This is a genomic window from Streptomyces sp. ITFR-6, assembly GCF_031844725.1.
GTDB lineage: Bacteria > Actinomycetota > Actinomycetes > Streptomycetales > Streptomycetaceae > Streptomyces.
Window position 1 is genome coordinate 595,913 of record NZ_CP134612.1, and the last position, 25,164, is coordinate 621,076.

The following is a 25,164-nucleotide window of genomic DNA, read 5'->3' on the forward strand; positions in this document are numbered from 1 at the left end:
ACGGGAAGGCACCCACAGTTCCATAACCCTGAGTGAGCGTTTGGTTCGCATATCAGGTGTTTGGCTGCGGTTCTGAGCGGTCAAGCGTGGTCGTCTGAGCGGTGATTTGCCCGGGAAGTAGCCTATGCGGCAATCCGTGGGCCAGTATTGCGCCGGGTTTCCGATGAGAGATCCCGTCTCATTCAGAAGCAACCTGGTTCATCCGGGTCCGCGAACCCGCGCCCCGGTGCCCCGGATGCCTCGGCACATACCCTGCCCACGTTGGCTGCAGCCACGTACCCAGGCATCACGCAGCCCTCGCAGTCCTACCCCAGCGACCTGTCCGACGCCCGCCGGGAACTCGTCCGCCCCACCCGGGAAGCCTGGCGCCAAGCCCGCGCCGGCATCCGCAAGCCCACCCACGACCTACGCACCCTGAAGCTTCCCCTTGATCATGGGCACCTGGAGACTGGGACCCTGAGGTTCCGGAGGAAGTAGCACCAGGTGGGAAGCAAGTACACGAGGCGGTACTCGGACGAGTACAAGCGTGACGCGATCGAGGTCGTACGGTCGTCGGGCCGGACAGTGACTGATGTCTTCCGTGAACTCGGGGTCAGTTCGGAAAGCCTGCGTGCGTGGGTGAAGAAGGCCCTGGGCCGCGGAAGCCGCGCCGGTGACGGCAGCCGCGCCGTCGGGCGCAGACGACCGGGACGAGGAGCTGAAGCGGCTGCGGAAGCTCACCGCGGAGCAGGCGAAGACGATTGAAATCCTAAAAAAGCGACAGCTTTTTTCGCGAAGGAGAGCGATCGGTGAGCGATGTATGCCGGTTCATCCACGAGGGAAAAGCCGACTACACGATCGTCCTGCTCTGCCGAGTGATGATGGCCGCCCGCTCCGGCTACTACGCATGGCACACCGGCATCAAGGCCCGCGAGGAACGACGCCGGGGCGATGAGGCGCTCGCGCACGAGATCACCGTCATCCACGTGGCGTCGAAAAGGACCTACGGGGTGCCCCGGGTCACCGCTGAACTGCGCCGCCACGGGCAGCTGGTCAACCACAAGCGCGTCGAGCGCGTCATGCGCGAGCGCGGAATCGTCGGACACACCCGGCGCACCGGACGCCGCGGCATGACCCAGCAGGACCACAAGGCCGCCCCGGCCCCCGACCTGGTCGGCCGCGACTTTCACGCCGGCCTTCCCGGCATGAAGATCGTCGGGGACGTCACTTGCATTCCGACCGCCGGGGCCGGCTCGACCTCGCCGGCTGGCTCGATCTGGCGACGCGCGAGATCATCGGCTACTCGATGGCCGACGACCATCGCGCTGAACTGGTCGTCGACGCCCTCGACATGGCCGCGAACCTCGGCCGTCCGCGACCGGGCTGCGTGATCCACTCGGACCGCGGATCGGGATGCACGTCGAGTCAACTTCGCTCAAAAATAAGTGAGTTGGGAGGACAACAAAGCATGGGCAGGACCGGGATCTGCTATGACAACGCCGCCGCCGAGAGCTTCTGGGCCGTCCTCAAAGAGGAGATCAACACCCGCCTCCGGCCCGACCGCGCCACCGCCCGCGGCGAAATCTTCACGTTCATCGAGAGACCCTGTTGCCCAATTGGGTGAACACATCGCGATCACGTCCTGCGCGGTGCCGGGAGCGGTGAGTCTGGTGCGCAGGCATCGGAGATACGAACCCGGGTATCCGGCCGTCGAGTTAGGGGTGGTGCGGTGTCCATGCGGGCGGATTCGGGAGAGGGAATTCCTGCCGGAACACGAGAGGTGGCTCGCGCGGCGTTCCCCAAGGGCTGTCTGGCGATGAGGCTCCGGGACAGCCTCGGTCCGCTGTTCTCGGATGAGGAGTTCGCGGAAGCCTTCGGGGTCCGTGGTCGTCCCGGTGTCGCACCTGGTCGGCTGGCCCTGGTCAGTATCCTACAGTTCACGGAGAACCTGACGGATCGGCAGGCCGCGCACGCGGTGCGAGCCAGGATCGACGTGAGTACCTCCTCGGCCTGGAGTTGACCGACCCCGGCTTCAATCACACCGTGTTGACCGGGTTCCGGGACCGGCTGCTGGCCCATGGCCTGGAGGAGAAGGTCCTGGATCTGCTGCTGGGACGGCTGGCCAGCGAGGGGCTGGTCGCCCCTGGTGGTCGGCAGCGTACAGATGCCACGCACGTCCTGGCCGCGGTCCGTAGCCTCAACCGCCTGGAGTGCATCGGCGAGGCCCTGCGCGCGGCGATGGAGGCGCTCGCCGTAGCCACGCCGGACTGGATGCGCACGGCGATGGATCCGGTGTGGCAGGAACGCTACGGCACGCGGGTTGACGCCTATCGACTGCCTACGGACGAGCAGGAGCGACGCGGTCTCGCCCGGCAGATCGCGGCTGACGGCTATCGCCTGCTCGAAGCAGTCGTCGCACCGGCGGCGCCAGCTTGGCTACGGGAGATCCCCGCGGTCACCGTCCTGCGCGCGGTTTGGATGCAGCGGTTCTCCCGCACCGTCACCGACGGAGTCGAGGAGGTGGCCTGGCGGGGGAAGGACGATCTCCCGCCAGGCAGAATGCTGATCACCTCTCCCTACGACCCCGAGGCCCGTTACTCGAAGAAGCGCGGATCGGCTTGGGTCGGTTACAAGATCCACCTCAGCGAGAGCTGCGATGACCCGGGGGAGGTCCACCGCCCACACTTGATCACTCATGTTGAGACGACCGACGCCACAGTCAACGACGCGATGGTCGTCGAAACAGTCCACGACCGTCTCACCAGCCGGGGCCTCCTGCCCGCGGAACATCTCCTCGACGCCGGGTATACCTCGGCCGAGTTGCTTCTGACCGCGCCGATCGCCCGCGGCGTCAGCGTCATCGGCCCAGTCCGGTCGAACAACACCCGGCAAGCGGCTCAGAAGAACGGCTTCGGCAAGACCGCTTTCACCATCAACTGGCAGGCTGAGCACGCCATGTGCCCTTCCGGCGCCACGAGCAGGTACTGGACGGCCGGCGTGGACAACAACGGCCGGGACGCGATCCGTATCCGATTCGCGACCTCCACCTGCGCACCATGCCCCGTCCGGGACCAGTGCACCCACTCCACCCAGTACGGACGGCAATTGACCGTACGCCCACAAGAACAGGACGTGCTCCTCGAACGTGTCCGCGCCGAGCAGTCCACGGACGAGTGGAAGGACCGCTATGCGGCCCGCGCCGGAGTGGAAGGCACCATCCACCAGGCCGTCGCGGCCGCTGGAGTACGACGGACCCGTTACATCGGCCTGGCCAAAACACACCTCGCGCACGTCCTGACCGCGGCCGCCATCAACCTGATCCGCCTTGACGCCTGGTGGAACGGGACCCCTCTCCCGCCGCAGACTACGCAAGCACATCCACTGGGGATCCCTCACACCCCACGAGACACGCCCGCGCTATCAGCAGGGACAAGCCCTCGCGGCATAACGCAACTGTGTCCGTGATCACGGGGAAACTTCGCATCACCACGGACCCTGGCCGAGGCACTGAACGGCACCTTCAAGGCCGAGTTGATCGAGATGCAGGGCCCTTGGCGGGACTACCAGCAGATCGAGCGGGCGATCTTCCAGTGGATCACCTGACACAACGAAGAACGCCTCCACTCCGCGCTCGACTACGTACCGCCGACCGAGTACGAATAAGCCTTCCGGCGGAGCCAGGAGCAGACCCCGCAGTCCGCCTGAACCAATCAAGATCGGACTCTACGAAACTCGGGGCAGCTCACTCCGGATTGCGCTACGAAGGTGCCCTCGTGGACTTCGAGCCCAACGGTCTCGTGATGATCACTCTGGCGCCGACCGACAGCCGAGCCGACCTCTTCCGGATAGTGGCGCACAAGCGGGGGGAGGCGGACAGCGGTACGCGATAGAGCACCGAGGCGCCATTTGTCGCGGTCGGCGCGTCGCCATCACGTGCTGAGCCGCCAGCCGCCGGCCTTGTCCTGCTGCTGCCAGAAGGCGGCGAACCGGCCGCCGGAGGCGAGCAGTTCGTCGACCGGCCCGTCCTCGAGGATGCGGCCGTCCTCCAGGAAGACGACGCGGTCGGCGGTGCGGATGCTGCTCAGCCGGTGGGCGACGATCACTCTGGTGCGGGGGGTCGGGTCGTTCGTCAGGGCGGCTGTGACAGCGGCTTCGTTCTCGTTGTCCAGGGCGCTGGTGGCCTCGTCGATCAGAAGTACTGGGGCGGGCTTGAGGAGCGCGCGGGCGATGGAGACACGCTGGCGTTCGCCGCCCGAGAGCGTGGTACCGGCCTCACCGACCCTGCCGGCCCATCCGTCGGGCAGGCGCTGCACAAGGGTGTCGACGCGGGCGAGACGCGCCGCGCGGTCCACCGCTTCGTCGTCCGCCCCGGGATGGCCGGCCAGGATGTTTTCGCGAACGGTTCCGTCGAACAGATACGGGTCCTGGAACACGACACTGACGAGTGCGCGGCGGGATGGGACATCCAGTGCCGCGCTGTCGGTACCGTCGATGAGAACGCTGCCGGAGGCGGGCTGGTGGAGGCCCGCGACAAGCGCCAGAACGGTGCTCTTGCCGGACCCCGAAGGGCCGACGATCGCGGTCGTCGTACCGGGTTCGAGTATCAGGTCGAAACCGTCGAGCACCGGTGCGCTGCCCGGTCCCTCGCCGCCGTCGCCGTCGGCGTAGCCGAACGTGACCTCGCGCAGTTCGATTCTCGGGGCCAAGGCCGTATCGGCGCGGAGGGTGCCGGCGGCGCGAGTGGGTGCGTCGAGGACGGCGCGGATGCGGCGCAGCGTACCGAGGCTGCTCTCGACCCCCGGGGACAGCTCCGCGACGGTGGTGAACGGTTCGAGGTAGCGGACGACGACCACGGTCAGCGCGATCGCCTCGGGTGCGGTGAGGGTGCCGTTGACGGTGAGGGCGACCGCGGTCCCGGCGAGGAGAAGCAGGGCGAGCTGACTGGCCAGGCCGAAGACGACCTGCCCGGGGACCTGGAGCAGCAGCAGCCGTGTCGAGGCGCCGTGCTGCGAGGCGAGCGCGGCCCCGGCGTGGCTGCGGGCGGGCTCGACGCGGCGGGCAGCCCGTAGCGCCTGCTGGGTGCGGGCGAACTCCATGATGCGTTCGGTCAGCGCGCTGTTGGCCTCGGAAGCCGCCCGGTCGGCATCACGCCCCAGCCGCCCGGAGGCCCAGAACGCGGCGAGGAGCACGGGTACGCCCGCCAGTGCCGCCAGACCGAGCTGCCAGGAGACCGGCAGGAGCGCCAGGGCGATCGCGACGGGAAGCAGTACACCGCTCAGCAGCGGCGTGACGAGATAGATGACCAGTCCGACCAGATCGGGCCCGGTGGCGGCGACAGCCTGCCGACCGGTGGCGAGGTTCCCGGCGGTGAACCAGGTCGGACGGATGTCGGTGAGGCGGTCCGCGACGGTCCGCTGGCCCGTGTCGAGGAGCCCGAAGCCCAGGGCGAACCCCCGTCGTGCCGCTGCGGCGTCGACGGCCCAGCCCGTTGCCGTGACGCAGGCCAGTGCCCCCAGCCATGGCCACGCCGTGGCCGGCTCGTCGCCGAACAAAGCGCCGACCATGGGAATGAGGAGGACCGAGCCGACCGCCCGCAGGACGACGCCCGCGGCGGTCAGCGCCAAGTGCACGGTGATCGCCCGTCGGCTGCCGGGGGGAAGCAGGGCCAGCAGGGTGCGGATCATCGGTGGGCTCCCGTCGTGTCGGCGCCGGCCGTGGCGGCATCCCAGAGCTGCCGGTACCGGCCGTCGAGGGCAAGCAGTTGGGTATGGGTGCCGGTCTGCGCGATCCGCCCGTGATCGAGGACCACGATCCGGTCCACACCGGTGATCGTGTGCAGGCGGTGCGCGATGACCAGCACGGTGCGCCCGGCAGTCAGCCGGGTCAGCGCCTGCTGCACGAGATGTTCGGACTCGGGGTCGGCGAAGGCCGTGGCCTCGTCGAGTACGAGTACCGGGGTGTCGGCGAGGATCGCGCGGGCGATCGTGAGCCGCTGTCGCTCGCCGCCGGAGAGAGCGGCGTCGGGGCCGAGGACCGTGTCGTAGCCTTCGGGCATCCGCATGATCCGCTCGTGGATCCGAGCGGCGCGGGCGGCCTCCCGGATACGCTCCTCCGGAGCATCGGGAATGGCCAGGGCGATGTTGTCGCGGACTGTTCCGTGGATCAGTTGTGTCTGCTGGAACACGAAGCCGACCCGGGCGTAGAGCTCGTCCGGGGTCAGCTCACGCACATCCCGGCCCCCTGCCCGGATCGCGCCGTCGGTGACGTCGTGGAAGCGGGCCAGCAGCGCGGCGAGGGTGGACTTGCCCGAGCCGGAGGCGCCGACCAGCGCTGTCACGGTTCCCGGTTCGAGGGTGAACGAGATGTCCTCCAGGACGGGGACACCGGGACGGTAGGCGAAGCCGACCCGCTCGAACTCGACCCTCCCCGCCGGCACCTCCCGTGCCTCCCCGCCCGCAGCCGTCTCCAGTTCGGGTTCGTCGAGGGTCACTTGGATACGGCGGGCCGCCAGCAGTCCCGTACGCAGACCGGACAGGCCGTAGCCGATCCCCATCAGGCGCGCGCCGAATGTCGTACCCAGCAGCAGGAACGGCAGCAAGGAGACCGGATCCATCCGTCCGGTGGTGACGAGAAGCGTGCCGAGCGCGCAGATGAGCAACAGGAACGTCGCGGGCCGGGTGACCAGATCGATGAACGTCTTCTGCCCGCAGAACGGCCGCTGCCAGCTGTCGAGGAACCTGATGTACTCGCCGAGTCGGGTACGGAAGACGGAGGACGCCGCGCCGCCGAACACCCGGATGACCGGCTGACCCTCCAGGTAGGCGCCGGCCTCGGCGTTCATACGCTCCTCCCAGCGCGTCGCCTCCGTGATGAGCGGGCCGGACTGCACCACCATGATCGCCATCGCCACGATGTACACGAACACAGGGAGAAGCAGCAGCAGGGCGATCCGCCAGTCGACGACGAACAGATAGACCAGCACCGAGACCGGGCCCACCACGGCCGCGACCGCGTCGGGGACCGCGTGGGTGACGAGATAGTGCAGCGCGAGCGTGTCGTCCTGCACGATCTGCTTGACCCGCCCAGACCCCCGGATGTCGAACCAGCCCAGCGGCAGCCGGGCGAGCTTGGCCAGCAGCCGCTGACGCAGGTTCCGCGCGAACCGGGCGTCGACCCAGTGCAGCCACAGCAGCAGACCGGACGCCAGCAGCACACCGGCCCCCAGCAGACCGACCGCCCAGGCCCCCAGGGCCCACAGCCGTCCCGAACCCTCTCCCGACGCCAGCCGCCGGCCCAGTTCCGCCATCAGTACGAACGGAGCCAGCTGGACGACAGTGACGAGCGCCTGGGCGACCCCGGCGACGATCAGCGTGGGGCGCAGCGGACTGATGAGCCGTCCGCCGGCCTGCGCCCGCCAGGAGCCCCGGCGCGGCTCCCGCCCGTCCGCGGCCGCTCCGGTGTCCGCACCGGTGTCCGCACCGGTGTCCGCACCGGTGTCCGATGCGGGCTCCGCCGGCGCACCGGAGGGTACCGGTTCCTCGGCGGCCTTGCGCCGGTTCGAACCGAAGGCCCGCCCGTAGTACCAGTACGCCTGCGCGTGCATCTCGCTGCGGGGAAAACCGAACTCCTCGCGCAGCCGCGCACGCAGGTGCTTGAGCGAACCGGATTCCGGTGTGACCCACGCATACCAGTCCGACCAGTCCCGGGCCGGTATCGCGGCGGCGAGTGACGCCTCCCCGTGCCGCGCCACCCAGTGGACGTTTGTCCGGGGACGGGCGACAAGGGGGATGAGACGGTCCGTCTCCCGGTGCTCCTCCAGATAGAGCTCCACCGGCACCTCTGCGGGCAGGACATCGAGGATGCCGTTGATCGCCGGTATGGATGCGGCGTCACCGACCAGCAGGTACCCGGCAGGCAGTTCGGAGGGCAGGTCGAACTGCGAGGAACCCAGCGAAGTGACCCGGACGCTCGTCCCGGACACGGCCCGCCGCGCCCACATGGACGCCGGACCGGCGGGATCGTGGAGCACGAAGTCCACCGCGAACGACCCGGTGGCGGGGTCCGCCTCCGACAGGGTGTACCCGCGCTGATGCTCGACCTCGGGATCGTCCGGGTCCGGCATCCAGAATCGAAGATGCGCCGCCGGAGCCACCACCACGTCCCGCAGCAGAGTGGGAGAGGTCATCCGGACCCGCAGGAAGTCCGGGGCCAGGAGCTCCGTACCGGTGACCGTCGCCTCGTGGTCGCGCGCACCGTAGGCGCGCATGATCACCCCGTTGATGCCACGTCTGGCCATCACTGTCCCTCTCCGGCGGCACGCAGCGCCGCCCTGATCTCGTCCACCGGCCGGCCGGGGGGCGCCGCTTCCACGAACCCGCGGATCGCGGCACCCAGCCACAACCGGACGTACTCATCGGCGTCGATCGTCGGCAGGGCGCGCTGCGCCTCACCGAGGCGGGTGTCGCTCCGAAGGGCTTCCTCGACGTCCTGCCGCTGTGCGTCGAGCCCCTCGACCCTCTCGAACTGGGCTTCCTCCGTGGCCGCGTACCCGATGGCCACGGACGCGACGGCGGCAGAGAGCACGATGCCCGCCTCCGTGGAGTACCCGCGCCGCACAAGCGACTCCGCCGCCGTCGCGAGCAGCCGACGGCCCCCCTCGCCTCGCGGGAACAAGGTCTGCACATAGCGCGTCAGGCCAGGGTGACGCAGCAGGAAGGCCCGCAACTGGAGCGCGGTGGACAGCAGATGGGGGACAGGCCCGTCGCCCGGCGCGTCCCGGAGGTCGAGTTCGGCCAGCAGGCTCTCACCCACCAGCCGTTCGAGCCCCCACCGCCCGTCCACGTGGCGGTACAGCGCCGTCGACGACACTCCGAGACGGGCCGCTACGGCGTTCATGCTCAGGTTCCGCAGCCCGAGTTCCCGTCCGGCCCGGACGATGTCAGCCGACTCGATCTGACGTGGCCGCCCCCCGGTCCGCGCCACTCCGGCCTCCTCACACAATAGTTACCCCTACCAACTAAGGTAACCCTAACGCGAAGCGGGCGGGCAGGGCAACCCCACGCGGCGGCCGGGCTGGGTACGTCAGCTGAGTAGTTCTACTCATGCCCCGGCCCGGACCTCTGAACGAAGATCGAACCAATGCCGCGGTCAAGCGAACACAGCGCAGGCCACGGCGCATCGACCTGCTCAAGGGAGTCCGATCATGTCCAAGCGCGTCATCGCCACGTCACTCGCGGGTACGGCTGTACTGGGAGCGGCCGGCGCCGTCGCCTTCGCGGCCCAGGCCTCCGAGGCGAAGCCTCAGGTGCGGGACGGTGAGGCCGCGTACGTCACCCCGCACGGCACCCGCGACGGCTCGCTGACCTTCACCGTCCACGTGTCGGACGACTCGGGCGTACGCGGCGTCAAGGTACTGGCATGGCCCGGGACCCTGAAGCCGGCTCCGACGGCGAAGGAGATGAAGGACGTCGAGTCCGCCAAGTGCGCGGCGGCCGGGGACGGAGCTGCCCGGTGCACCTACACGGTGAAGGTCACCGAGGCGGACGCGGTACCGGCCGGCGCCTGGCACGTCGCGGTCCTGGCGACCGCGAAGGACGGCGACACGGCATTCGTGCCCCGCGCGGCAGACTTCACGGCCCGCCGCTGAGCCGGATGGCTGTGGGGGCGGGCGCCTGCCTGTGGCGCGGTGCGGGGGTGAGCGCACTCAGGGCGGGCGCCCGCCTTGTGGGGTCGTCAGGGGGGCGAGGCTGCGTAGCAGTCGTCCGGTGCGGTTCCAGCGGGCCGGGCCGTGGAGGGTCATGGTGAGGGCGCCGGCCGAGGGCCCCGCGCTCGGTCAGGCGTCAGGGTCGACTTCGGGGTGCGTGAACCGCACGGGCTTGCCCAGCGAGCGGGCGTAGGCGATCTCGGCTCGGGTGCTGTCTCCGATGCAGTCGCCGACTAAAAGCGCCTGAGTTCGCGATTTCTGAGGCGCTGGCACCAGGAACTTGGCCTTGCCGCCCGGGATCCTCGGCTGTGTGCGGCTCGGTTCCGACTGATTCGGTGTACAAGTGCATGACGTTGCGGCCTCGACATGCGGCCGTTGCAGTTTCTCGTGCCGGACGCCACGACCCTCGCTGGTGTCCTGGAGGCTCCTCGGCTGGGCCCGCTTAGCGCAGAGGTTGCTTCGGGTCGCAAGATGATCCTGGGGAGGGGGTAGGAAGCATGCTCGAAGTACCATCCTGCAAGGTTCTCCGGTCGGCACTTCGCAGCCTTGACCGTGGCACGGTCGGACGGAGGCATATGTGTAGAGAGGGCAGAGGGCGATGAGTGTGGCTGAGAGTTGGTCTCGCGTGATGACCCTTCTTCGGCAGCACGCTCCGGTCGATCACGCGGATCTGCCAGGGCCCGCTACGGAGCAGATGCTCGCGGCAGCCGAGGAACGGATGGGGATCTCCCTGCATGGGGACCTGCGGACGTGGCTGTTGCAGAACAATCTGGATCTGCCAGCGGAAGACGTCGACGACGACGTGATGTGTTGCGGCTTCGACGGGTTCCCCGACGAGGGAAGCTTCTTTCTGGGCATTCGGGCGATGGAGAGGCTCTATGCGAACCGCTCCCGGTCCGGTGGATTCGACCCGCCGGACCAGCCGGACGATCCGGTCTGGCGTAATGAGTGGATCCCGTTCCTTTCGGACCAGGACGGCTGGATGGGAAAGTTCATCGATGTGCGGGACGGGCGCGTCGGCAGGTGGTTCGTGGGTGAGATCACGGTCACGGGCGAGTACGAATCGATGGCCCACTATTTCGACTCCGTAGCGGAGATGCTGACGAAGATCGCCGATGGCAGCTACCCGGTCTGTGAGGTCGCCGAAGGTCGACTCGTCTGGTCGTGAGACGGTTCCCAACCGTGTGACTGCCATTGCCAATCCGCTCTCGCCCTGGCCGGAGCGAGGGAGCCGGTGGCGGGGGCACAGTCGGGGCGGTTGTCAGTTAGGGCTTGTCCTCCTGGTCCCGGTCGGACAAGGGGTCGGGGTGGAATGTCCGGGTGTAGCGCAGTCCTGTGTCGGGGGTGATGTTTAATACCGCGCACAGATGTTGCGGGTCGGCGCCGGTGACGGCGGCCTCTTCGAGGATCCGGTCCTCGCGGAGGCGTTGGGCGGTGACCGGAAGATCCTTGAGCAGGGGCTGCATCCAGCCGATGGTGACCGGCCTGCAGGAGTGGGCGGTCTGCGAGCTGAGGAACAGGTGGGGGTTGCGGGTGTGTGGCCAGCGTGAGTACCGGAGTTGGATGTAGTCGGCGGCGGCCTGACGGGTGAAGGCGTCGAGGGGGTGGTCGATGTCACCGTGCAAGAGCCGGCCGCCGGTGAAGTCGACGGCAGCCAAGGGCAATTCGCCAGCCTGGTGGGGGTAGAGCGCGTGAATGCCGATGAGGGCGATCAGCAGCTTCAGGGCGGGGTCGCCCTCGGCGGCCGCGGCCAATGTCTGGATCGTCTCGGGGCTCAGCGGCATGGGCACCGAGCTGGGCTTCGCCCCTAGGCTCAGGCCGCGTGCGGGGTTGGCGAACAGCAGCCGTTGGCTCTTGAGGGTTTTGAACATGTTGCGCAGTGCGACGGCTTCGTTGTGCGGTGCCGCGCATTGGGAAACCACTCTGTGAGGTCGGCGCGGGTGACCTGGCGAAGGGTGCGGTAGCGCTTCGAGCAGTCGAGGAGGAATGGGATCGAGGCGTCGACCTGGTTGCGGACGGTGGCGGTCGAGCGGGGACGGCGGCGGGGCTCGCCGTGTCGGACGATGCGGATCCACACGAGGGCTTCTGCACGGATCTCCGGGTGCACGTTGCTGAGCCGGCGGCGGATCCACGCGTCGAGGGGGTCGATGCGGTCGTCGTCGAGGAGGTCGAGGTGGGCGAGCACCTCAGTGACCCGGGTGACGGCACGTGTGGCTCGCTGGCGCGGCAGAGTGGCGACGGTGCTGGCCTTGATGTTTTCATGCGGGCCGTGGACGGCGGTCAGCAGGTACAGGCTTCGCAGCACGCGCTCGAGCAAGGCCGGTGACCAGCCTTGGGCCTCCGCGCTGGCCTCGGCCTGAGCCGAGACGTAGGCGGTGAAGGCGGGATCGATCGGCTCGACGTCGGGCACGGTGACGCGTGACATGTCCCGCTCGGCGATGAACAGCGGCTCCTGACGCCACCGAGGCATCGCCCAGGATGAAAGGCCAGTGTGCTGGTGCGCTTCGGGTGAGCCGCGCTCCCGCGTCCGGGCGGCAAGGTGGACCCGCCGGACCAGATCGGCGATGAACAGCTGCTGCCCGGTGGTGGCCGCGGTGGTGAGGTCCGGTCGCTGCCAGGTCCGTGGAACGGCTTGGGCCTGGCAGCGGCACAGTCGGCATACTCCGTGCTTGAGGAGCGGCACGGTGCGGCGGCAGGTCGCGCAGGTGCCGGTCTCGTGCCCGCGGTTTCGTAAGGAGGTACAGGCGGCACAGCGGCCGTGGCGGTGCCAGGTGCCCCAGGCGAGGCAGTCGCTGCAGCTGTCCGCGTATGGCACGCGGGGATGACAGCGACGGCAGTAGCCGCCGACGTAGTGGGCGTCGCTGCCGCATTCCTTTGCAGGTCGGCGGCGGAAGTTCGGGATGCAGGCAGCTGAAGCAGCGGAGCCGACCGTACTCCGCGATCTTGTTGCCGCACTGCTTGCACGGCCGGGGCCGCAGGTTCACAGCGGTGGTTCCGTCCGACCGACCCGACGTTCGATCCTGGGGTGCTCGCCCGCGACCGCCGCCGGGGCGGACGTGCTTGCGGGACGCCGAGCGCGGGCCTTCTCGGGCTCCGGGGCCAGAAGGTCGTTGGGTTGGCAGCCCAGGACCTCGCAGAGGATGTCGAGGTCATCCAGGCGGATGGTGACCGGCTGCCCGGACCACAGATTGGACATCTTCCCGGCGCTGATCATTAGGCCCGCGTCGGCGAGCATCGACTGCAGCTGCGAGGATTTCCAGATGTCGCGCTGCGCGGCGGCCAGCCGCAGGTTCCACTTCATGACGGCTCCTGTCCTGGGCTATCCGGTGAACCGGGACGCGGCCCGCTGGCCGGCGGAAGTCCAGGCGTCCTCGATGTGGGTCTTGTTGACGTGGACGTAGATCATCGTGGTGTTGATCCAGCGATGTCCGAGCAGCTCCTGGATAGCGACGACGTTCATGCCCTGTGCGTACAGATCGGACGCGGCGAAGTGCCGGAGCGCGTGCGGAGTAGCACGGCCGGACCAGCGAGGCAGGTGGCGCTCCACTGTCTCCGCCATCGCGCCCCGGATCGCGCTGGTGCTCACGCGTTTGCAGCGGCCACCGGGATCGCGGCGCTCGGAGGGGAACAGCGGCGCACCGGGCTCATCAAGGTGCCCGTCGAACTCCCACCGCGGGCCCTGGAGCCACCATTCGAGGAGTTCACGAGAACCGTTGATGAGCGGGACCAGGCGCTCCTTCTTCTGACCGCGGCTGCCCTTGCCACGCAGTAGCACCTCGCCGAAGGTGCCCAGGTCCCAGCGGATGTCGTGGACGTCGAGCAGGCACAGTTCCGAGACTCACGGGCCGATGAGGCTGGCCAAGCGGCATGCGGTGTAGTTACGGACACTCGGCGCATACTTCCGAGCCGAATGCAGATCGTCGCGCCATCCGGCGAAGAGTCGATCGACGTCCGCGGCCGGCGGCGGGATCCGCACCCGCATGTTGGTCTTGCCTCGTGCCCGGTTGATCTCATCGACCGGGCACTGCACCAGTACGCCGGTCGCCGCGTGGATATCGGCCTGATGCCGCACCTCCAGGAACTCGAAGTACGTCGCCAGGGCGTGCGCCTTGCGGACCTTGGTCAGCGTGGCCAGCCTTCGCTGGTCCTCGCCGAAGAACCGGTCGAGGTCAGTCGGGATCAGCTCCCAGAGCGGGCGGCCGCACCAGCCGCGCACCTCCATCAGCGCATCCACGTCGCCGGAGATCGTCTCGTCGGCGATCCCGGCCGCAGCCCGGGCGAGCACGAACTCAGACAGCAGGTCCTGCTCGAAGTCCGCTATGTCCTGCGGTGACTGCAACAGCGGTCGAGATCGGATTGGTGCAACGGCAGCAAGCGACATCCCGCCCCCCTCAACTTCGCCATGCCCAGCGGAATCTCAGGCTGCCAGATGGAAGCTCATGAATTATGAGACTTCCTCGCTGTTCACCCTTGAGGGTGACGGAGGGCCGTCGACGCACTCCGCAGGACCGGGGGCGCCGCTCGCGGGGAGCGGGGCGATGGGGAACTCAGGCGCACATTCACAACGAGTGCCTCGTCAGCGACCGGATCTTCGCGCGGTGCAGATCGCCGCGTCGGACCTTCAGCGCCTCGGCCTCGGCCTCGGCAGGATCGGACCAGAATTCGTGCGCCGACTTCATGTCACAGCCCGGTTTGACGACAATCCTTCCGGCTTTGGTCCCCCTCAGATCGGCCTCGTTCATCTCGGTCATGAACCGGGTCGAGCCGCAGATCACGACGATACGCGGGAGGCCCAACAGCTTCTCCGCGTGGGCGAGCCTCTCCTCAGGGGTGAACGGCTGCGGGTATGACACCGGTTCCTCCTGGTGGTGTGGTCCAAGGGGCTCCTGCCGAGACGGGAACAGTATGAGGCCCCGGGGCCTCGGTACACACATTGGCCACTGGGTTCAACGACCGCCCCGCACAACTGGTGTTCCCCGATGCCGAAGGCATCCGCCGGTGGTCGAGCCCGGCCAGATCCTGCTCAACGCCGACCTCGCCGCAGGAGTGCCCATGCCGTACTCCTGCACGGTCGGCCCTCCACCGGTGCTCCGCCCGCACCCCATCCACCACCGGCAGCCGGGCTCAGTCGCCGCGCGCCTCATCGACCAGGGACACACCGGATAGGTTGTTCGGGGTGGTGGTGCGGTCGTCGGTGCCGGGGCGGATCGTGGGCTGATGGAAGTGACCGGACGCCGCGGTCGCGGTGACCGATGCCATGGTCAGTGGATTGGCCTGGATACGACCCTGCCCGATCAGGGCCGCCGCTTTCTCCGTCTCGTCCTTCGGTACAGGCACCGACCCGTCGTACGAAGGGATGCCGACATGCCACACGGCCTCAGCACCTCCGCTCGCCGGTCGGCACACGGAAAGCGATCACGGCGACATCGTCGCGACGGTCCTCGGGAAGCCGCAGAAGCTCAGCCACGAACCGGTCGGCCACAAGAGCACGGGACCGCAACGTAGCCGCATGCCGAATGAGCAGAGCCAGCCCGTCACCGATGTCCCTGCGCGGATTCTCGATCAGCCCGTCCGTGTAGAGCACCAGGGTGTCACCCGGCTCGATTCGATAATGACTTTCGGTACGGGACACCTCGGGCAGCACACACAACGGCGGGTCCGTGCCCTGCCGGCGGCCAAGAAAACGCGGCGTGCCCAACCCCGGCACCAGCAAGGGCGGCGGATGCCCCGCGTTCGACAGCGTCGCCTGCCAGCTCCCATCGCCGACCGGACGCAGCACGACATGAACAGCGGTGATCAGCGGCGCGATATCCAGCCCCTGCGCCACCAGGTCGAGCCGGGCAAGAGTGGCCGCGGGACCCGCCCACCCGGCGTCATAGGCGAACCCCCGCAGCATGTTGCTGATCTTGCCCATCGCCGTCGCCGCCATCAGATCATGGCCGGCGACATCACCGATCGAAAGAGAAACCGACCCGTCACGAGTCCTGACGGCGTCGTACCAGTCACCACCGATCTCGGCCGAGGAATCGGCGGGCTGGTAGGCCGCCGCAAGCTCGGCACCCTCCACGGACGGCGGAGGAAGAAGGAACGACCTCTGCAGGGTCAGAGCCGTCTCCCGCGCCCCCTGCAGCTCCAGCGTGCGCTGCACCGGGTCCTGGACACGCCGCAGGATCTCGTTGAACAGATCGAGATCCGAACCGCTCGGGGGCGGATGCCCCTGACAGGTCGAGGCCGCCACGAGTGCGACAACCCGCTCATCCGCGACCAGCGGAGCGACAAGCAGACTGGTGGCACCGGCCTGCTCCATCCAGGCCCTGGACACGCCGGACAAAAGATCGGCGGGCGGCTGTCCGGCCGGAAAGGTGATGAGCAAGGACTTCCGCGTCGCGATGGCCCGCTCCGCCTGTCGGCCGAGCGCGAAGTCGTCCGGTAGTGAACCGAGCGCCGGGAGCCCCGGAGCCAGCGCCGCCTGGGCTCTGGCCATTGTGTGCTCCATGCCCGACAGGCCGTGCCGCGTTCCGGCCTGCGGATGGAAGACCGCCAGCGCGTCGAACAGGTCCGGCACCACGGCCCGGGCCAGCCTGCTGAAAACGTCCGGTACGGTGCCCGCCGTAGGAATTGCCGCCACGCGCGCCAGCAGCCTCTCCTTCATCTGCTCGCGCCACTCCTCCTCGGCGTCGCTCACCATGCCCACCCACTCCACGACCTCACCGTCCCGGAGCACCGGCACCGCGATGATCTTCACGTGCCGGTAGCGGCCGGAGTCGTCCCCCACACGGACACGGATCATCGCGTCCAGGAGCGCCTTGCCACGGCGCGTGGCACGCCACTGCGAGGCGAACCAGATCCGGTCCTTCGGATGCACCGCGTCCATCCACGAAGCCGACGAACCGGCCTCCGGCTGCCACAGACTTTCCCCGGCGACCCCCAGACGGCCCACAAGCGTGGCGACCTTGCCCTCGGGCGTCATGAGCCAGACAACATGCGGGATGGCCGACAGCAACGCCTCATAACGCGCGAGAGCCCGGCCCGCGACATCGGTGACACCTTCCTCGACCGCCGCGGCAGATGTGCTCAACCGCCTGCTGCCTAGCGGACCGGCCACCAGAAGTACAGCAAGACCGAACCGGCTCGTCACCGGCACCGCGGCGACCAGACACGTCCGGTGAACCACACGTCCCGAACCCGTACGCACAGCAAGGTCCACCAGGACACTCGAATGCTCTTTACCCGGCAGATCCAGCGCCCGCAGCAGCGGCCGGAACTTCGCCGCGGACAGCGCGACCCCCGCATCCTGGCCGAGGCTCCAGAAGCCGAACAGCTCCCTGAACGGACGGTTGCACTGCCGCAGCACCTGCCTGCGCCCAGTGATCAGAGCCAGCCCGACCGCGGCAGACCCAAGAGGAGCGACCCCGAAGAAGGAGTCGGCGGCGGAGAACGAATGCGTGGACACCCATCCAGCATTGTTCAAAGCCGCGACGCTGACGAGCGGGGCGCTGCCGAGTGATGCTCACCCCGGCAGTGCCCCCGCACAGACGAGGGCGGCCCGCCCACCCCCACATCCCTCACTAAACGTGTTTATTGACCCGCCTTCCGGTTACAACAAGTAGCTACAGGCTGTCAGTGTCCGACGGAAGGCAGGAACATGACCTTCATCAACGTGCTCGTCCTCGTCGCGGTCGTCGTCCCCATCGCCCTGCTGGCAGTGGCCCCCAGCGTGCCCGCGCGGCGCAACCCGTTCCCCGACCGCACGCGGCGCCGTCCCACTGCGGCGCGACCGAGCGAGATGCCCCACCAACAGACGAACAGGCACCACGCCCGCTGACCTCGAAACGGAACACACCTGACGACACGGAGCCCCCTCCCACCGAAGACGGGTGCCGCCGCGCCGACCCAAACACAGGCGGAGACCATGACCAGCCGGGAGCGGCCAATGACGCTGAGAGGGCGTAGGTAACGTGCTGTCTGGTTCGTGCTTGCGGCTGGGACTGGGGCGGTGGTGGCCTTTCCGGGCGGCTATGGCCGTGGCTGGGTGAAAAATCCCTGCTCGGGCTCGGTCAGGATCCCGCGTTCGAGCCGTTTCAGCTTCAGCCGGACGTTGTCGACGTTGCTGGGCGCGATCTCCAAATCCATCGCCTCGCAGACCGCCCGTGCCCGCAGCGGGGCGTCGGCCTCGGCGAACACCGCCATAATCTGCCGGTAGACCGGATGATCCGGCAGCTTCGCGGCCGGCCGTTTCGGCGAGGACGGATCAGGCAGTGCCAGCAGGGCCTTGCGGGTGATCCGGACTTCCTCGGCAACCCGGTCGAACTCATCCACCCGCGCGGTAAGTTCCGCGATGCGTCCCCGCGTGGCCTCGGTCTGTACGGCGATCTCGCGCTCTTGTTCCTCCAGACGCGCGAGCACCGCTTCCAAGGTCAGCTCGCTGTCGCTCACGCGCCGCGCCAGGTGGGGACGGAAATCCTGGTCAGCATCGTCGGCATCCGGTCGCTTGCGGCCCAGTACACCCTCGACCCGGCGGAGGCGGGCCGGTGCTCGTAGTCCCGCACCAGCCTGCGGTGCAGCACCATGATCCTCTTTACCTGCTCCACCACCCACCTCTTGGGCTGTGGGACGAACCCGCTGGTGGCCGGGTCGCGCTCGATGACCTCGACGTCGATGCCCATCTTCCGCCCGCGGTCGACGACGGTAGTCTTGAACTCCTGGTCCACCAGGGCCCTCTTGCCGGCGCCCGGCTCGGTGGCGGCCACGGTCCTGTCCAGCAGTGCGGTGCCGACGGGCGCCCCGACGGCCGCGTGCAGCCTCTGGGGGTCGAGCACCACCAGGCTCGGGTCGGCCTTGCGCCCCGGCTCTCGCGCACCTGCCAGCGCCGCAGGTCGTGGATGGTCTGATCGGTGCCGTCGTCACGCCACTTGTAGAAGTAGTACTTCACCGCTCCGACCGGGGGCACGTCGTGGGGGAGGTAGTCCCACTGGCAACCGGTACGGGACTGGCAGAGCAGGGCGTTGACAATCTCCCGCATCCCGTAGCCGCCCTGGTGGCCGCTGACGGAAGGATGCCGGGCCTTCCAGAAGGCGTGGACGGGCTCGATCAGGGCCCACCGCTCGTCGGACAAGCCGCTCTTGTAGGCCGACGGTAGCTCACGAAGAACACTGCAACACGACAGCACTCCCCGATCAGCCCGTGCCACACGTTCCAGGGACAACGAAGGCGGCATCACGTCACCTACCGCCCTCTCGGAGCACCCACCACGTACACCTTCGCCAACGCCTGCTCCGCCTCGCTGTACGCGCTCGGCATGGCCACCGACACGATCGACTACGGCATGGGCGACACGGTCTTCGTCGCGGGCACCGACGCCGCCACCGAGAGCGGCTTCGGCACACTCGACCGCGTACAGAACGATCTCCCCGACGCCCCGCGCCCCTTCGACGACACGCACAAAGGCATGCTCACAGGGGAGGGCGCGGCAGCCGTCGTCGTACTGCGGGCCAGCACCGGGGACGGACCCGTCCGCGCCCGCGTGCGCGGCGTGTCCAAGAACTGCGACGCCCACCACGCCACCGCGCCCGACCCCGACGGCATCACCCGCGCCGTACGGGACGTCTACCGCAGAGCAGGGGTACGGGCGCGAGACATCGACCTGGTGATGCTGCACGGCAGCGGCACCCCCCTCTACGACACGACGGAGTCGAGCGTCCTACGCCAAATCTTCCCCGGCGCGGGCGCCGGTCTGCGGATGACCACCATCAAGGCGATGACCGGCGACACCCTGGGCGGCTCGGGGCAGCTCAACCTCGTGATGGCGGTGCTGGCCATGAAGAACGGGACGGTGCCCCCGGTCCTGGGCCTGGCCGATCCGATCCCGGAGGCCGCAGGACTGGGCCTGGTGCAGGGCACCCCCGCCTCCGGTGACCTGGCCATCGCCCAGATCGACGCGTTCGGCTTCGGCGGGATCAACGCCGTCGCGATCGTGGATATATCCAGGTGAACGCGACGAGCACCACGCGCACCAGGAGGGACCCGCACGCCCTGGAGGTCGTCGTCACGGGCATCGGACTGGCACTGCCCGGAGTCACGACCTACGGCGACCTTCTCGGACCACTGCCGGGAGAGGGCGGCTTCGCCCCGGCCACCGGTCTGATCGGACGCGAGCTGCGCCACAAGGACCGCGCGTCCCTGCTCGCCCTGCGGGTCGCCGAGTTCGCCCTCCACGACGCCGGTCCGGCCGACACCGACGACGCGTTCACAGGCACGGCCGAGGCGACCGCCGTCGTGGTCGGCACTAACCTGGGCAAAGCGGACAGCGTCCGCGAGGCCACCGACACCATCGCCACGGCAGGCATCATGGGCCTCAGCCCGCTGGGCCTGCCCCAGACATCAAGCAACGCCATCGTCGGCTGGGTGGCCATCCGCTACCGGCTGCGTGGCCCCGATCTCACCGTCTGCAACGGCGTCACGAGCGGACTGGACGCCCTGGCCTGGGCCGGAACCTCATGACAGCCGGCTGTGCCGAAGCCGCCGTCGGCGTCGACGCCGAACCCGCGAACCACGTGGTGACGAAGATCCTCGGCCAGTAGTCCACCGACGCGGCAGTCGCAGTCGTACTTGAACCCGCGGACGCAGCCGCCTCCCGCAGCGCACGACCCCGCGCCACGATCACCGGCTACGCACGGGCCCGGAACCTCGCCGCGGCACTGACCATCGCCGGTTTCACCGAGGAGGAATCCGTCCGGCTGTGGCTCGCGGACGAGGCGGCAGCCGTCGGGGCCGGGGACAGCCGTTTGCTCGCACCCCGGCGCCGGATCGACCTGGAATCTCAGTTGGGCCCGCTGTCCGGGGCGCTCGGCGTCCTGCAGTGCGCCGCCGCGGCCGCCTACCTGGAGTCCGGGGCCACCGGCAACGTTCTGGCCACGGCCGGCGGCCCACGCCACGACGCGACGGCCGCCCTGCTGCTGACCCCGCCGCCAGCCCTTCGCCCATCCACGCAGGAACGGGGACAACACCCATGACCACGACGAGCGTGACCATCGAGGAGCTTCGAATCCTGATAGTCGTCGTTCTGGAGACCGAGCCCGAGGAGGTCACCGACGGAGCGCACTTCGACCACGAGCTCGACATCGACTCGCCGCTGATGCCGGAGATCTCCACCCGCGTGGAGAGCGCGGACGGCGTCCCGGAGCACGCCGTAGCCGCCAGCGGCGCCACCCTCCCGAACCACGCGCCTTCCTCACCTCACAGCTCTTCAGCAAGACGCCGGCCTCCCCGCTCATCCGCCCCAGGCCGGCGAGCCACCCAGCGGCGCGCCTGTTCCTGCTCCACCACGCCGGCGGCTCACACCTGCGCAGCACGTCCCCGACGACTGGGAACTGTGCCTCCTGGAAGCCCCCGGCCGAGGCAACCTCCACGCCCTGCCGCTGATCTCGGCGTCGTAGGCCGGCGTCCATGCCTTCTTCGGGATCTTCAGTACGGCCTGGAGGTTGCCTCGGTGATGGTCGTTCCGACGGAATACGACAGCCATCGCCCGCGCCGGGAGAGCCAGTCGAGGAAGGCGTGGGTGCCGCCGGCGGAGTCGGTGCGGATCAGCGTCTGCCGTCCCCGCCGCAGGCGTTTGGACAGCTGGGCCAGGGTGAGTTGGGCGGCTTCGCTGGGGGCGGCTGCAGTGTTGCAGCCCGCGTTGCCGGGCCGCAGCAGGGCCGCCACCGGCTCGCCGGAACCGGCTTGGCCGTGATCGACGAACGCGACGAGCGGATGATGACCGAAGGTCTTCTTCCAGGTCGCGGTGGCGTCCTGCTTCTCGGAGTGCGCGAGCACCAGCACCCCATCGGTTTCCACGATCACCTGGCCGTCGGCGGCCGGACTGCTTGCCCCGGCCAACTCCCAGACTCACTGACGCACTTCGGACCGCGCGCCCGGGATCGCCGCAAGAGCTTTCGGGCCGGACGCCGCGAGTGCGTCGACGAGGCGCGAGATGGCCGGATCGGAAGCCACCGGGCCGCACACAGCCGACTCGACCCGCAGCATGCCGACGTCGGTCAGACAGTCCCCGCCGAGCGCGACAGCCAGCGCCACATCCAGCAGGACCTTACCCGGATTGTGCACGGCCGGCGGCTTGCGCCGCGGCGCCGCGCCTGGTCACCGTGTCGAGTGCCGGCCAAGGAGGACCCTCGCGCAGCAATTCCTCTCCGAATCGCCATTCATCCGGAAACCGGTCGCCAAGTTCCCGACGCCACGCGGCGACCATCGCGATAACGAGCTGCCGACACTCGTCCAGCAGCCCTTGGCCAACGCTTGAGCAGCGCTCACAGACCGCACCGGGAACATTGGCGAGATCGAACTCGACAGGTCCACTGCAGCACGTCTCAAGGTCGATGAACAACGAGCCGTTCCTCGTACTAAGCACATTGCCCGGATACGGCTCGCCGCGGAGCAACTGCTCCACGGCGCCGCGATCGTCGATCGCTCGTCGCGGACTTGCCAGCCTGCCGCTGAGGAACACGCGGTCCGCGCCGGTGAGCTCCGGCGAGCGATCCGGGTCGGCGACAACTTCTTCCGCCTCCGTGATCCGGGCCGTGAACCTCGGGCTCGGCATATCGACCTGGCGCATGCCGGTGTGCAACTGGTCCAGCGCCTTCGCGTAGTCGACTGGTGAGGTATGAGGTGTCACGGGCTCGTAGTAGGTCCACGGCGTCACTGCGAACCCATCACGCGTGTACACACGCGGGTCCGCCCCAGGCCCCAAAGGACACACCGGACATCCGGCCTCGATGAGCCGCTGAGCGAGATCGACTTCGAACTGCGCAACCTCCCGTCCCACAGGGGCAACCCGGGCAAAGACGTCGCGTGGCGTCAGCCGCAGTGCCAGCTTGTCCGAGTCATGGAGACCGATTGCATCGTTGGCTGGCAGATCGAGCGATGCGGCGACCGAAAGTCGCAGCCGCGATCGCACGCGCGACGTCGGTCATATGCACCCTCGAATCTCGGCATGGATGAGCGAGGGTGTGGCCAAGCGGCGGTGACGCATCCTTCCTCCCAGTGCCACCATCCTGAATTGCCCGGTCCCCTCGCCGGTGGTGCCGAGGCGATGAAAGGCCTTCAACACGGGCCGAAGGGAAGCGATAACGATGGTCGCCGGGGGCAAGGCGGGCTGAACACCGTATGTGTGTCCGCTCCAAAAGGGCGCCTTGATTTCATCAGACTTCATCGGCTCCTCCACTCGGGCCGTCGCGGCGAACCAACTGATCAATCTCTTCAGCGGAGTCGGCGGCGAGGCGATAGATGCCCTGGAGGCTCACCGAGCGGATCAGCCGCCCGTCCTCGACGTACTTGAGCAGGCGCTTGCCGCGAAGAGAAGTGAACGTCAGCCGCTCCAGAAGGTCCCCGGGGACGACCGTGTCGAAGGTGAGCGGGGCACCTGGCGGTCCGACAAGCACTGCAGTGACACATCCAGCCTTGAGGGGGCGCCAGTCCAACAACTTCACGTAGTCATCATCGGGAAGCACCGAGCCGACGGTCTCGTAGGGAACGATGTGAGCTACCTCCAGCATCTCCAGCACATGGAGGCGGGTGCGGTGCCCACGCACTGGGTAGATGCGGTCCCCGGCTGCACCCCCGCGCGCTGAAAGCTCGGCAGCGACTGGTGCGGCCCGCCAAACAGCATCGTCAGTCGCTGACCGGCATAGGCGGACCGCTCAAGCTCTCGGCACAAGTCGTCGGTCCACAACGCCGTATATGGGTTCGACACGCCAGCACGGTAGCCGTGCTCTATGACAGGCACCGTGCCGGGAGCCGATGTCAGTCCGTGGTGGCACGCTCGCGCGGTCAGTCGCGGCGCTCGCGCTCCTGCTCCAGGAGGGCGTCGAGATCGCGGAGCCTGTCCAGGCCTCGCACCGCCCGGGTCATCCGCGCGTTGTGTTCGAACCGGTCACGGTGGCGGTGCAGGAGGTTCCAGTATCCGGCGGTGAAGGGGCAGGCGTCTTCGCCAACCCGTACGGACGGGTTGTACTTGCAGGGGCCGCAGAGGTCGCTCATCCGGTCGATGTAGGCGCCCCCGGACGTATAGGGCTTGGTGGTCATGCGGCCCCCGTCGGCGTACTGCGACATGCCCACCACGTTCGGGACCATGACCCAGTCGTAGCCGTCGACGAAGCTGCGGTGGAACCAGTCGGTGACGGCCCGGGGATCCCAGCCCCGTTGGAGGGCGTAACTGCCCAGGATCATCAGGCGGGGAATGTGATGGGTCCAGCCTGTCGTCCTGACCTGTTCCAGGACGTGGGAGAGGCAGTTCGCCCCGGTGCCGTCCGGGGACAGTTCCGTGAACCAGTCGGGCAGTGGCTCGCGGTGACGCAGGACGTTGCTCACTCGGTACTGCTCGTCGAAGTACCAGTAGACATGCCAGACGAACTCGCGCCACCCGGCGATCTGCCGCACGAACCCCTCGGCGCTGTTGAGCGGCACTCCTTCCGACCGCCATCCGGCCTCGGCCCGCTCGACGCATTCGGCGGGGTCCAGCAGCCCGAGGTTGAGCGATGTGGACAGCAGGCTGTGGCTCATCGTCGGGTCCCCGGCCAGCACCGCGTCCTCGTACTCCCCGAACGTGGCGAGCCGGTGCTCCACGAAGCGGCGGAGTGCGGCGAGCGCCTCCCGGCGCGTGGCCGGGAACCGGCGTGGTGCGTCATCGCCGACGAACTCCACGTCCCCGTCGCGCGCCCACCGGTCCAGGTCGGACCGCACCTCGTCGTCGATCTCGCTCTCCCGGGGCCGGTACGGTGCCGGTGCGCCCAGCTCGGTGACGTCGCGTGGCGGGGGCTGCCGGTTGTCGTGGTCCAGGTTCCAGCGGCCGCCGGCGGGGTGGTCGCCCTCCATCAGCAGACCGTGCTCCCGGCGGACCCATCGGTAGAAGTCCTCCTGACGGAGCCGCTTCGAGTCGCGGCCGTCCGCCCAGGCCCTGAAGTCGTCGTGGCTCACGAGGAAGCCGCGCGCCGGCAGAACCCGCACCGAGGGCAGCCCGCGCACGAAGGCGTGGGCCGCACGGGATGTGGGGTGGTGGACGGTCACCCGGGCGTCGCCCACCGCCTCACGCAGCCCTTGCCGGTACGTATCCGCCTTGACGTACCGCACCCGGTCACCGAGCTCCGCGGCCCGGTGGCGCATCGCCGAAAGGAGCAGGTGCGCCTTGGCGCGATGGAAGCGCCTCCTGCGGAAGACGTTGCGGGACTCGATCATCAGCAGCGGCGCGTCCCGGTGCGGGCCTCCGTGCGCCGGGTCGATGAAATGCGGGCCGAGCTGATCACCGAACAGCCAGTGGGGCGTGCCGGATTCTTCCTTGCTCATGCCGAACGCTCCCTTGACGGACTGCTGCCCGGCCGGTGACACGCGGTGCCCGCCGGACCGATCCGCACCGCGCGCCTCCCCCCGCAGATCAAAGCGCACGACGGCGCGGGGCGCGGGCGGCACACGCCGGGCGCCGCCCCTCCGTACCA

General features: G+C 68.7%; 22 protein-coding genes and 6 pseudogenes. 11 read left to right on the forward strand and 17 right to left on the reverse strand.

The window, feature by feature from the left end; translation table 11 throughout:
* Positions 1–285: 285 nt before the first annotated feature.
* The 5 genes and pseudogenes from RLT59_RS02535 to RLT59_RS02550 form a co-directional block, all read left to right on the forward strand.
* Positions 286–399 (forward strand): annotated as a pseudogene (locus RLT59_RS02535) (IS5/IS1182 family transposase); the annotation flags it as partial.
* An 84-nt stretch (positions 400–483) separates the two neighbouring features.
* Positions 484–744 carry a transposase gene (locus RLT59_RS39270; protein ID WP_399124688.1) on the forward strand — a complete coding sequence of 87 codons (261 nt, stop codon included), beginning with the start codon at positions 484–486 and terminating at the stop codon, positions 742–744.
* Between the two features lie 44 nt (positions 745–788).
* On the forward strand, positions 789–1,370 hold the full coding sequence (locus RLT59_RS02540; RefSeq protein ID WP_311301831.1) for an IS3 family transposase: 582 nt from the start codon (positions 789–791) through the stop codon (positions 1,368–1,370).
* Complete coding sequence (locus RLT59_RS39275; protein WP_399126816.1) at positions 1,274–1,603, forward strand: DDE-type integrase/transposase/recombinase; 330 nt, start codon at positions 1,274–1,276, stop codon at positions 1,601–1,603. The genes RLT59_RS02540 and RLT59_RS39275 overlap by 97 nt, the downstream gene beginning before the upstream one ends.
* A gap of 105 nt (positions 1,604–1,708) precedes the next feature.
* Positions 1,709–3,444, forward strand: a pseudogene (locus tag RLT59_RS02550) (IS1182 family transposase).
* Between the two features lie 464 nt (positions 3,445–3,908).
* On the opposite strand, the gene RLT59_RS02555 reads toward RLT59_RS02550, so the two are convergent.
* The 3 genes from RLT59_RS02555 to RLT59_RS02565 are packed head-to-tail and all read right to left on the reverse strand — an operon-like array spanning position 3,909 to position 8,961.
* The gene (locus tag RLT59_RS02555) at positions 3,909–5,663 is read right to left on the reverse strand and encodes an ABC transporter ATP-binding protein (protein WP_311301833.1); all 1,755 of its coding nucleotides are present in this window, start codon (positions 5,661–5,663) and stop codon (positions 3,909–3,911) included.
* A complete protein-coding gene (locus RLT59_RS02560; protein WP_311301834.1) occupies positions 5,660–8,275 on the reverse strand; it encodes an ABC transporter ATP-binding protein/permease in 2,616 nt (871 codons plus the stop codon). The genes RLT59_RS02555 and RLT59_RS02560 overlap by 4 nt, the downstream gene beginning before the upstream one ends.
* Positions 8,275–8,961, reverse strand: coding sequence for a TetR/AcrR family transcriptional regulator (locus RLT59_RS02565; RefSeq protein ID WP_311301835.1), 687 nt, complete (start codon positions 8,959–8,961; stop codon positions 8,275–8,277). The genes RLT59_RS02560 and RLT59_RS02565 overlap by 1 nt, the downstream gene beginning before the upstream one ends.
* Before the next feature lie 220 nt (positions 8,962–9,181).
* Here RLT59_RS02565 and RLT59_RS02570 point away from each other — a divergent pair, with 220 nt between their 5' ends.
* Complete coding sequence (locus tag RLT59_RS02570) at positions 9,182–9,625, forward strand: DUF5707 domain-containing protein (protein WP_311301836.1); 444 nt, start codon at positions 9,182–9,184, stop codon at positions 9,623–9,625.
* A gap of 685 nt (positions 9,626–10,310) precedes the next feature.
* On the forward strand, positions 10,311–10,850 hold the full coding sequence (locus tag RLT59_RS02575; RefSeq protein ID WP_311307590.1) for an SMI1/KNR4 family protein: 540 nt from the start codon (positions 10,311–10,313) through the stop codon (positions 10,848–10,850).
* Between the two features lie 97 nt (positions 10,851–10,947).
* Here RLT59_RS02575 and RLT59_RS02580 read toward each other — a convergent pair whose 3' ends face one another.
* From RLT59_RS02580 to RLT59_RS02615, 8 genes and pseudogenes are all read right to left on the reverse strand, one after another.
* Complete coding sequence (locus RLT59_RS02580; RefSeq protein WP_311301837.1) at positions 10,948–11,553, reverse strand: site-specific integrase; 606 nt, start codon at positions 11,551–11,553, stop codon at positions 10,948–10,950.
* Positions 11,496–12,365, reverse strand: a complete 870-nt coding sequence (locus RLT59_RS02585) for a hypothetical protein (RefSeq protein ID WP_311301838.1) — start codon at positions 12,363–12,365, stop codon at positions 11,496–11,498. Before RLT59_RS02585 ends, RLT59_RS02580 begins: the two co-directional genes overlap by 58 nt.
* A 297-nt stretch (positions 12,366–12,662) precedes the next feature.
* Positions 12,663–12,983 carry a helix-turn-helix domain-containing protein gene (locus RLT59_RS02590; protein WP_311301839.1) on the reverse strand — a complete coding sequence of 107 codons (321 nt, stop codon included), beginning with the start codon at positions 12,981–12,983 and terminating at the stop codon, positions 12,663–12,665.
* 18 nt (positions 12,984–13,001) lie between these two features.
* Positions 13,002–13,511, reverse strand: a complete 510-nt coding sequence (locus tag RLT59_RS02595) for a tyrosine-type recombinase/integrase (RefSeq protein WP_311307591.1) — start codon at positions 13,509–13,511, stop codon at positions 13,002–13,004.
* Between the two features lie 9 nt (positions 13,512–13,520).
* Positions 13,521–14,063 (reverse strand): hypothetical protein, encoded by a 543-nt coding sequence (locus RLT59_RS02600; RefSeq protein WP_311301840.1) that lies wholly within the window; start codon positions 14,061–14,063, stop codon positions 13,521–13,523.
* 83 nt (positions 14,064–14,146) lie between these two features.
* A pseudogene (locus RLT59_RS02605) lies at positions 14,147–14,535 on the reverse strand (hypothetical protein).
* Positions 14,536–14,857: 322 nt separating this feature from the next.
* Positions 14,858–15,067: pseudogene (locus tag RLT59_RS02610) on the reverse strand (penicillin-binding protein); the annotation flags it as partial.
* Positions 15,060–17,135 carry a SpoIIE family protein phosphatase gene (locus RLT59_RS02615; protein ID WP_311301841.1) on the reverse strand — a complete coding sequence of 692 codons (2,076 nt, stop codon included), beginning with the start codon at positions 17,133–17,135 and terminating at the stop codon, positions 15,060–15,062. The gene RLT59_RS02615 and the pseudogene RLT59_RS02610, both read right to left, overlap by 8 nt.
* 192 nt (positions 17,136–17,327) lie before the next feature.
* Between RLT59_RS02615 and RLT59_RS02620 the strand changes: the two genes are divergently transcribed.
* Entirely contained in the window at positions 17,328–17,507 is a 180-nt protein-coding gene (locus tag RLT59_RS02620) for a hypothetical protein (protein ID WP_311301842.1), read from the forward strand.
* A 191-nt stretch (positions 17,508–17,698) separates the two neighbouring features.
* Here RLT59_RS02620 and RLT59_RS02625 read toward each other — a convergent pair whose 3' ends face one another.
* Both RLT59_RS02625 and RLT59_RS02630 read right to left on the reverse strand, forming a co-directional pair.
* Complete coding sequence (locus RLT59_RS02625) at positions 17,699–18,118, reverse strand: hypothetical protein (protein ID WP_311301843.1); 420 nt, start codon at positions 18,116–18,118, stop codon at positions 17,699–17,701.
* Positions 18,115–18,848: pseudogene (locus tag RLT59_RS02630) on the reverse strand (transposase). Before RLT59_RS02630 ends, RLT59_RS02625 begins: the two are co-directional and overlap by 4 nt.
* Before the next feature lie 9 nt (positions 18,849–18,857).
* Here RLT59_RS02630 and RLT59_RS02635 point away from each other — a divergent pair.
* The 3 genes from RLT59_RS02635 to RLT59_RS02645 all read left to right on the forward strand — a co-directional run bounded on the left by RLT59_RS02635 (position 18,858) and on the right by RLT59_RS02645 (position 20,694).
* Positions 18,858–19,673, forward strand: a complete 816-nt coding sequence (locus RLT59_RS02635; RefSeq protein ID WP_311307592.1) for a beta-ketoacyl synthase N-terminal-like domain-containing protein — start codon at positions 18,858–18,860, stop codon at positions 19,671–19,673.
* The gene (locus tag RLT59_RS02640; RefSeq protein WP_311301844.1) at positions 19,670–20,182 is read left to right on the forward strand and encodes a beta-ketoacyl synthase N-terminal-like domain-containing protein; all 513 of its coding nucleotides are present in this window, start codon (positions 19,670–19,672) and stop codon (positions 20,180–20,182) included. The genes RLT59_RS02635 and RLT59_RS02640 overlap by 4 nt, the downstream gene beginning before the upstream one ends.
* 284 nt (positions 20,183–20,466) lie before the next feature.
* A complete protein-coding gene (locus tag RLT59_RS02645) occupies positions 20,467–20,694 on the forward strand; it encodes a hypothetical protein (RefSeq protein ID WP_311301845.1) in 228 nt (75 codons plus the stop codon).
* A 392-nt stretch (positions 20,695–21,086) separates the two neighbouring features.
* Here RLT59_RS02645 and RLT59_RS02650 read toward each other — a convergent pair.
* From RLT59_RS02650 to RLT59_RS02665, 4 genes and pseudogenes are all read right to left on the reverse strand, one after another.
* A pseudogene (locus RLT59_RS02650) lies at positions 21,087–21,808 on the reverse strand (transposase); the annotation flags it as partial.
* Positions 21,768–22,631: a phosphotransferase gene (locus tag RLT59_RS02655; RefSeq protein WP_311301846.1), complete on the reverse strand. Its 864-nt coding sequence runs from the start codon at positions 22,629–22,631 to the stop codon at positions 21,768–21,770. The pseudogene RLT59_RS02650 and the gene RLT59_RS02655, both read right to left, overlap by 41 nt.
* Before the next feature lie 244 nt (positions 22,632–22,875).
* Positions 22,876–23,238, reverse strand: coding sequence for a hypothetical protein (locus RLT59_RS02660; RefSeq protein ID WP_311301847.1), 363 nt, complete (start codon positions 23,236–23,238; stop codon positions 22,876–22,878).
* A gap of 265 nt (positions 23,239–23,503) precedes the next feature.
* Positions 23,504–25,015: a cryptochrome/photolyase family protein gene (locus tag RLT59_RS02665; protein ID WP_311301848.1), complete on the reverse strand. Its 1,512-nt coding sequence runs from the start codon at positions 25,013–25,015 to the stop codon at positions 23,504–23,506.
* Positions 25,016–25,164 lie beyond the last annotated feature (149 nt).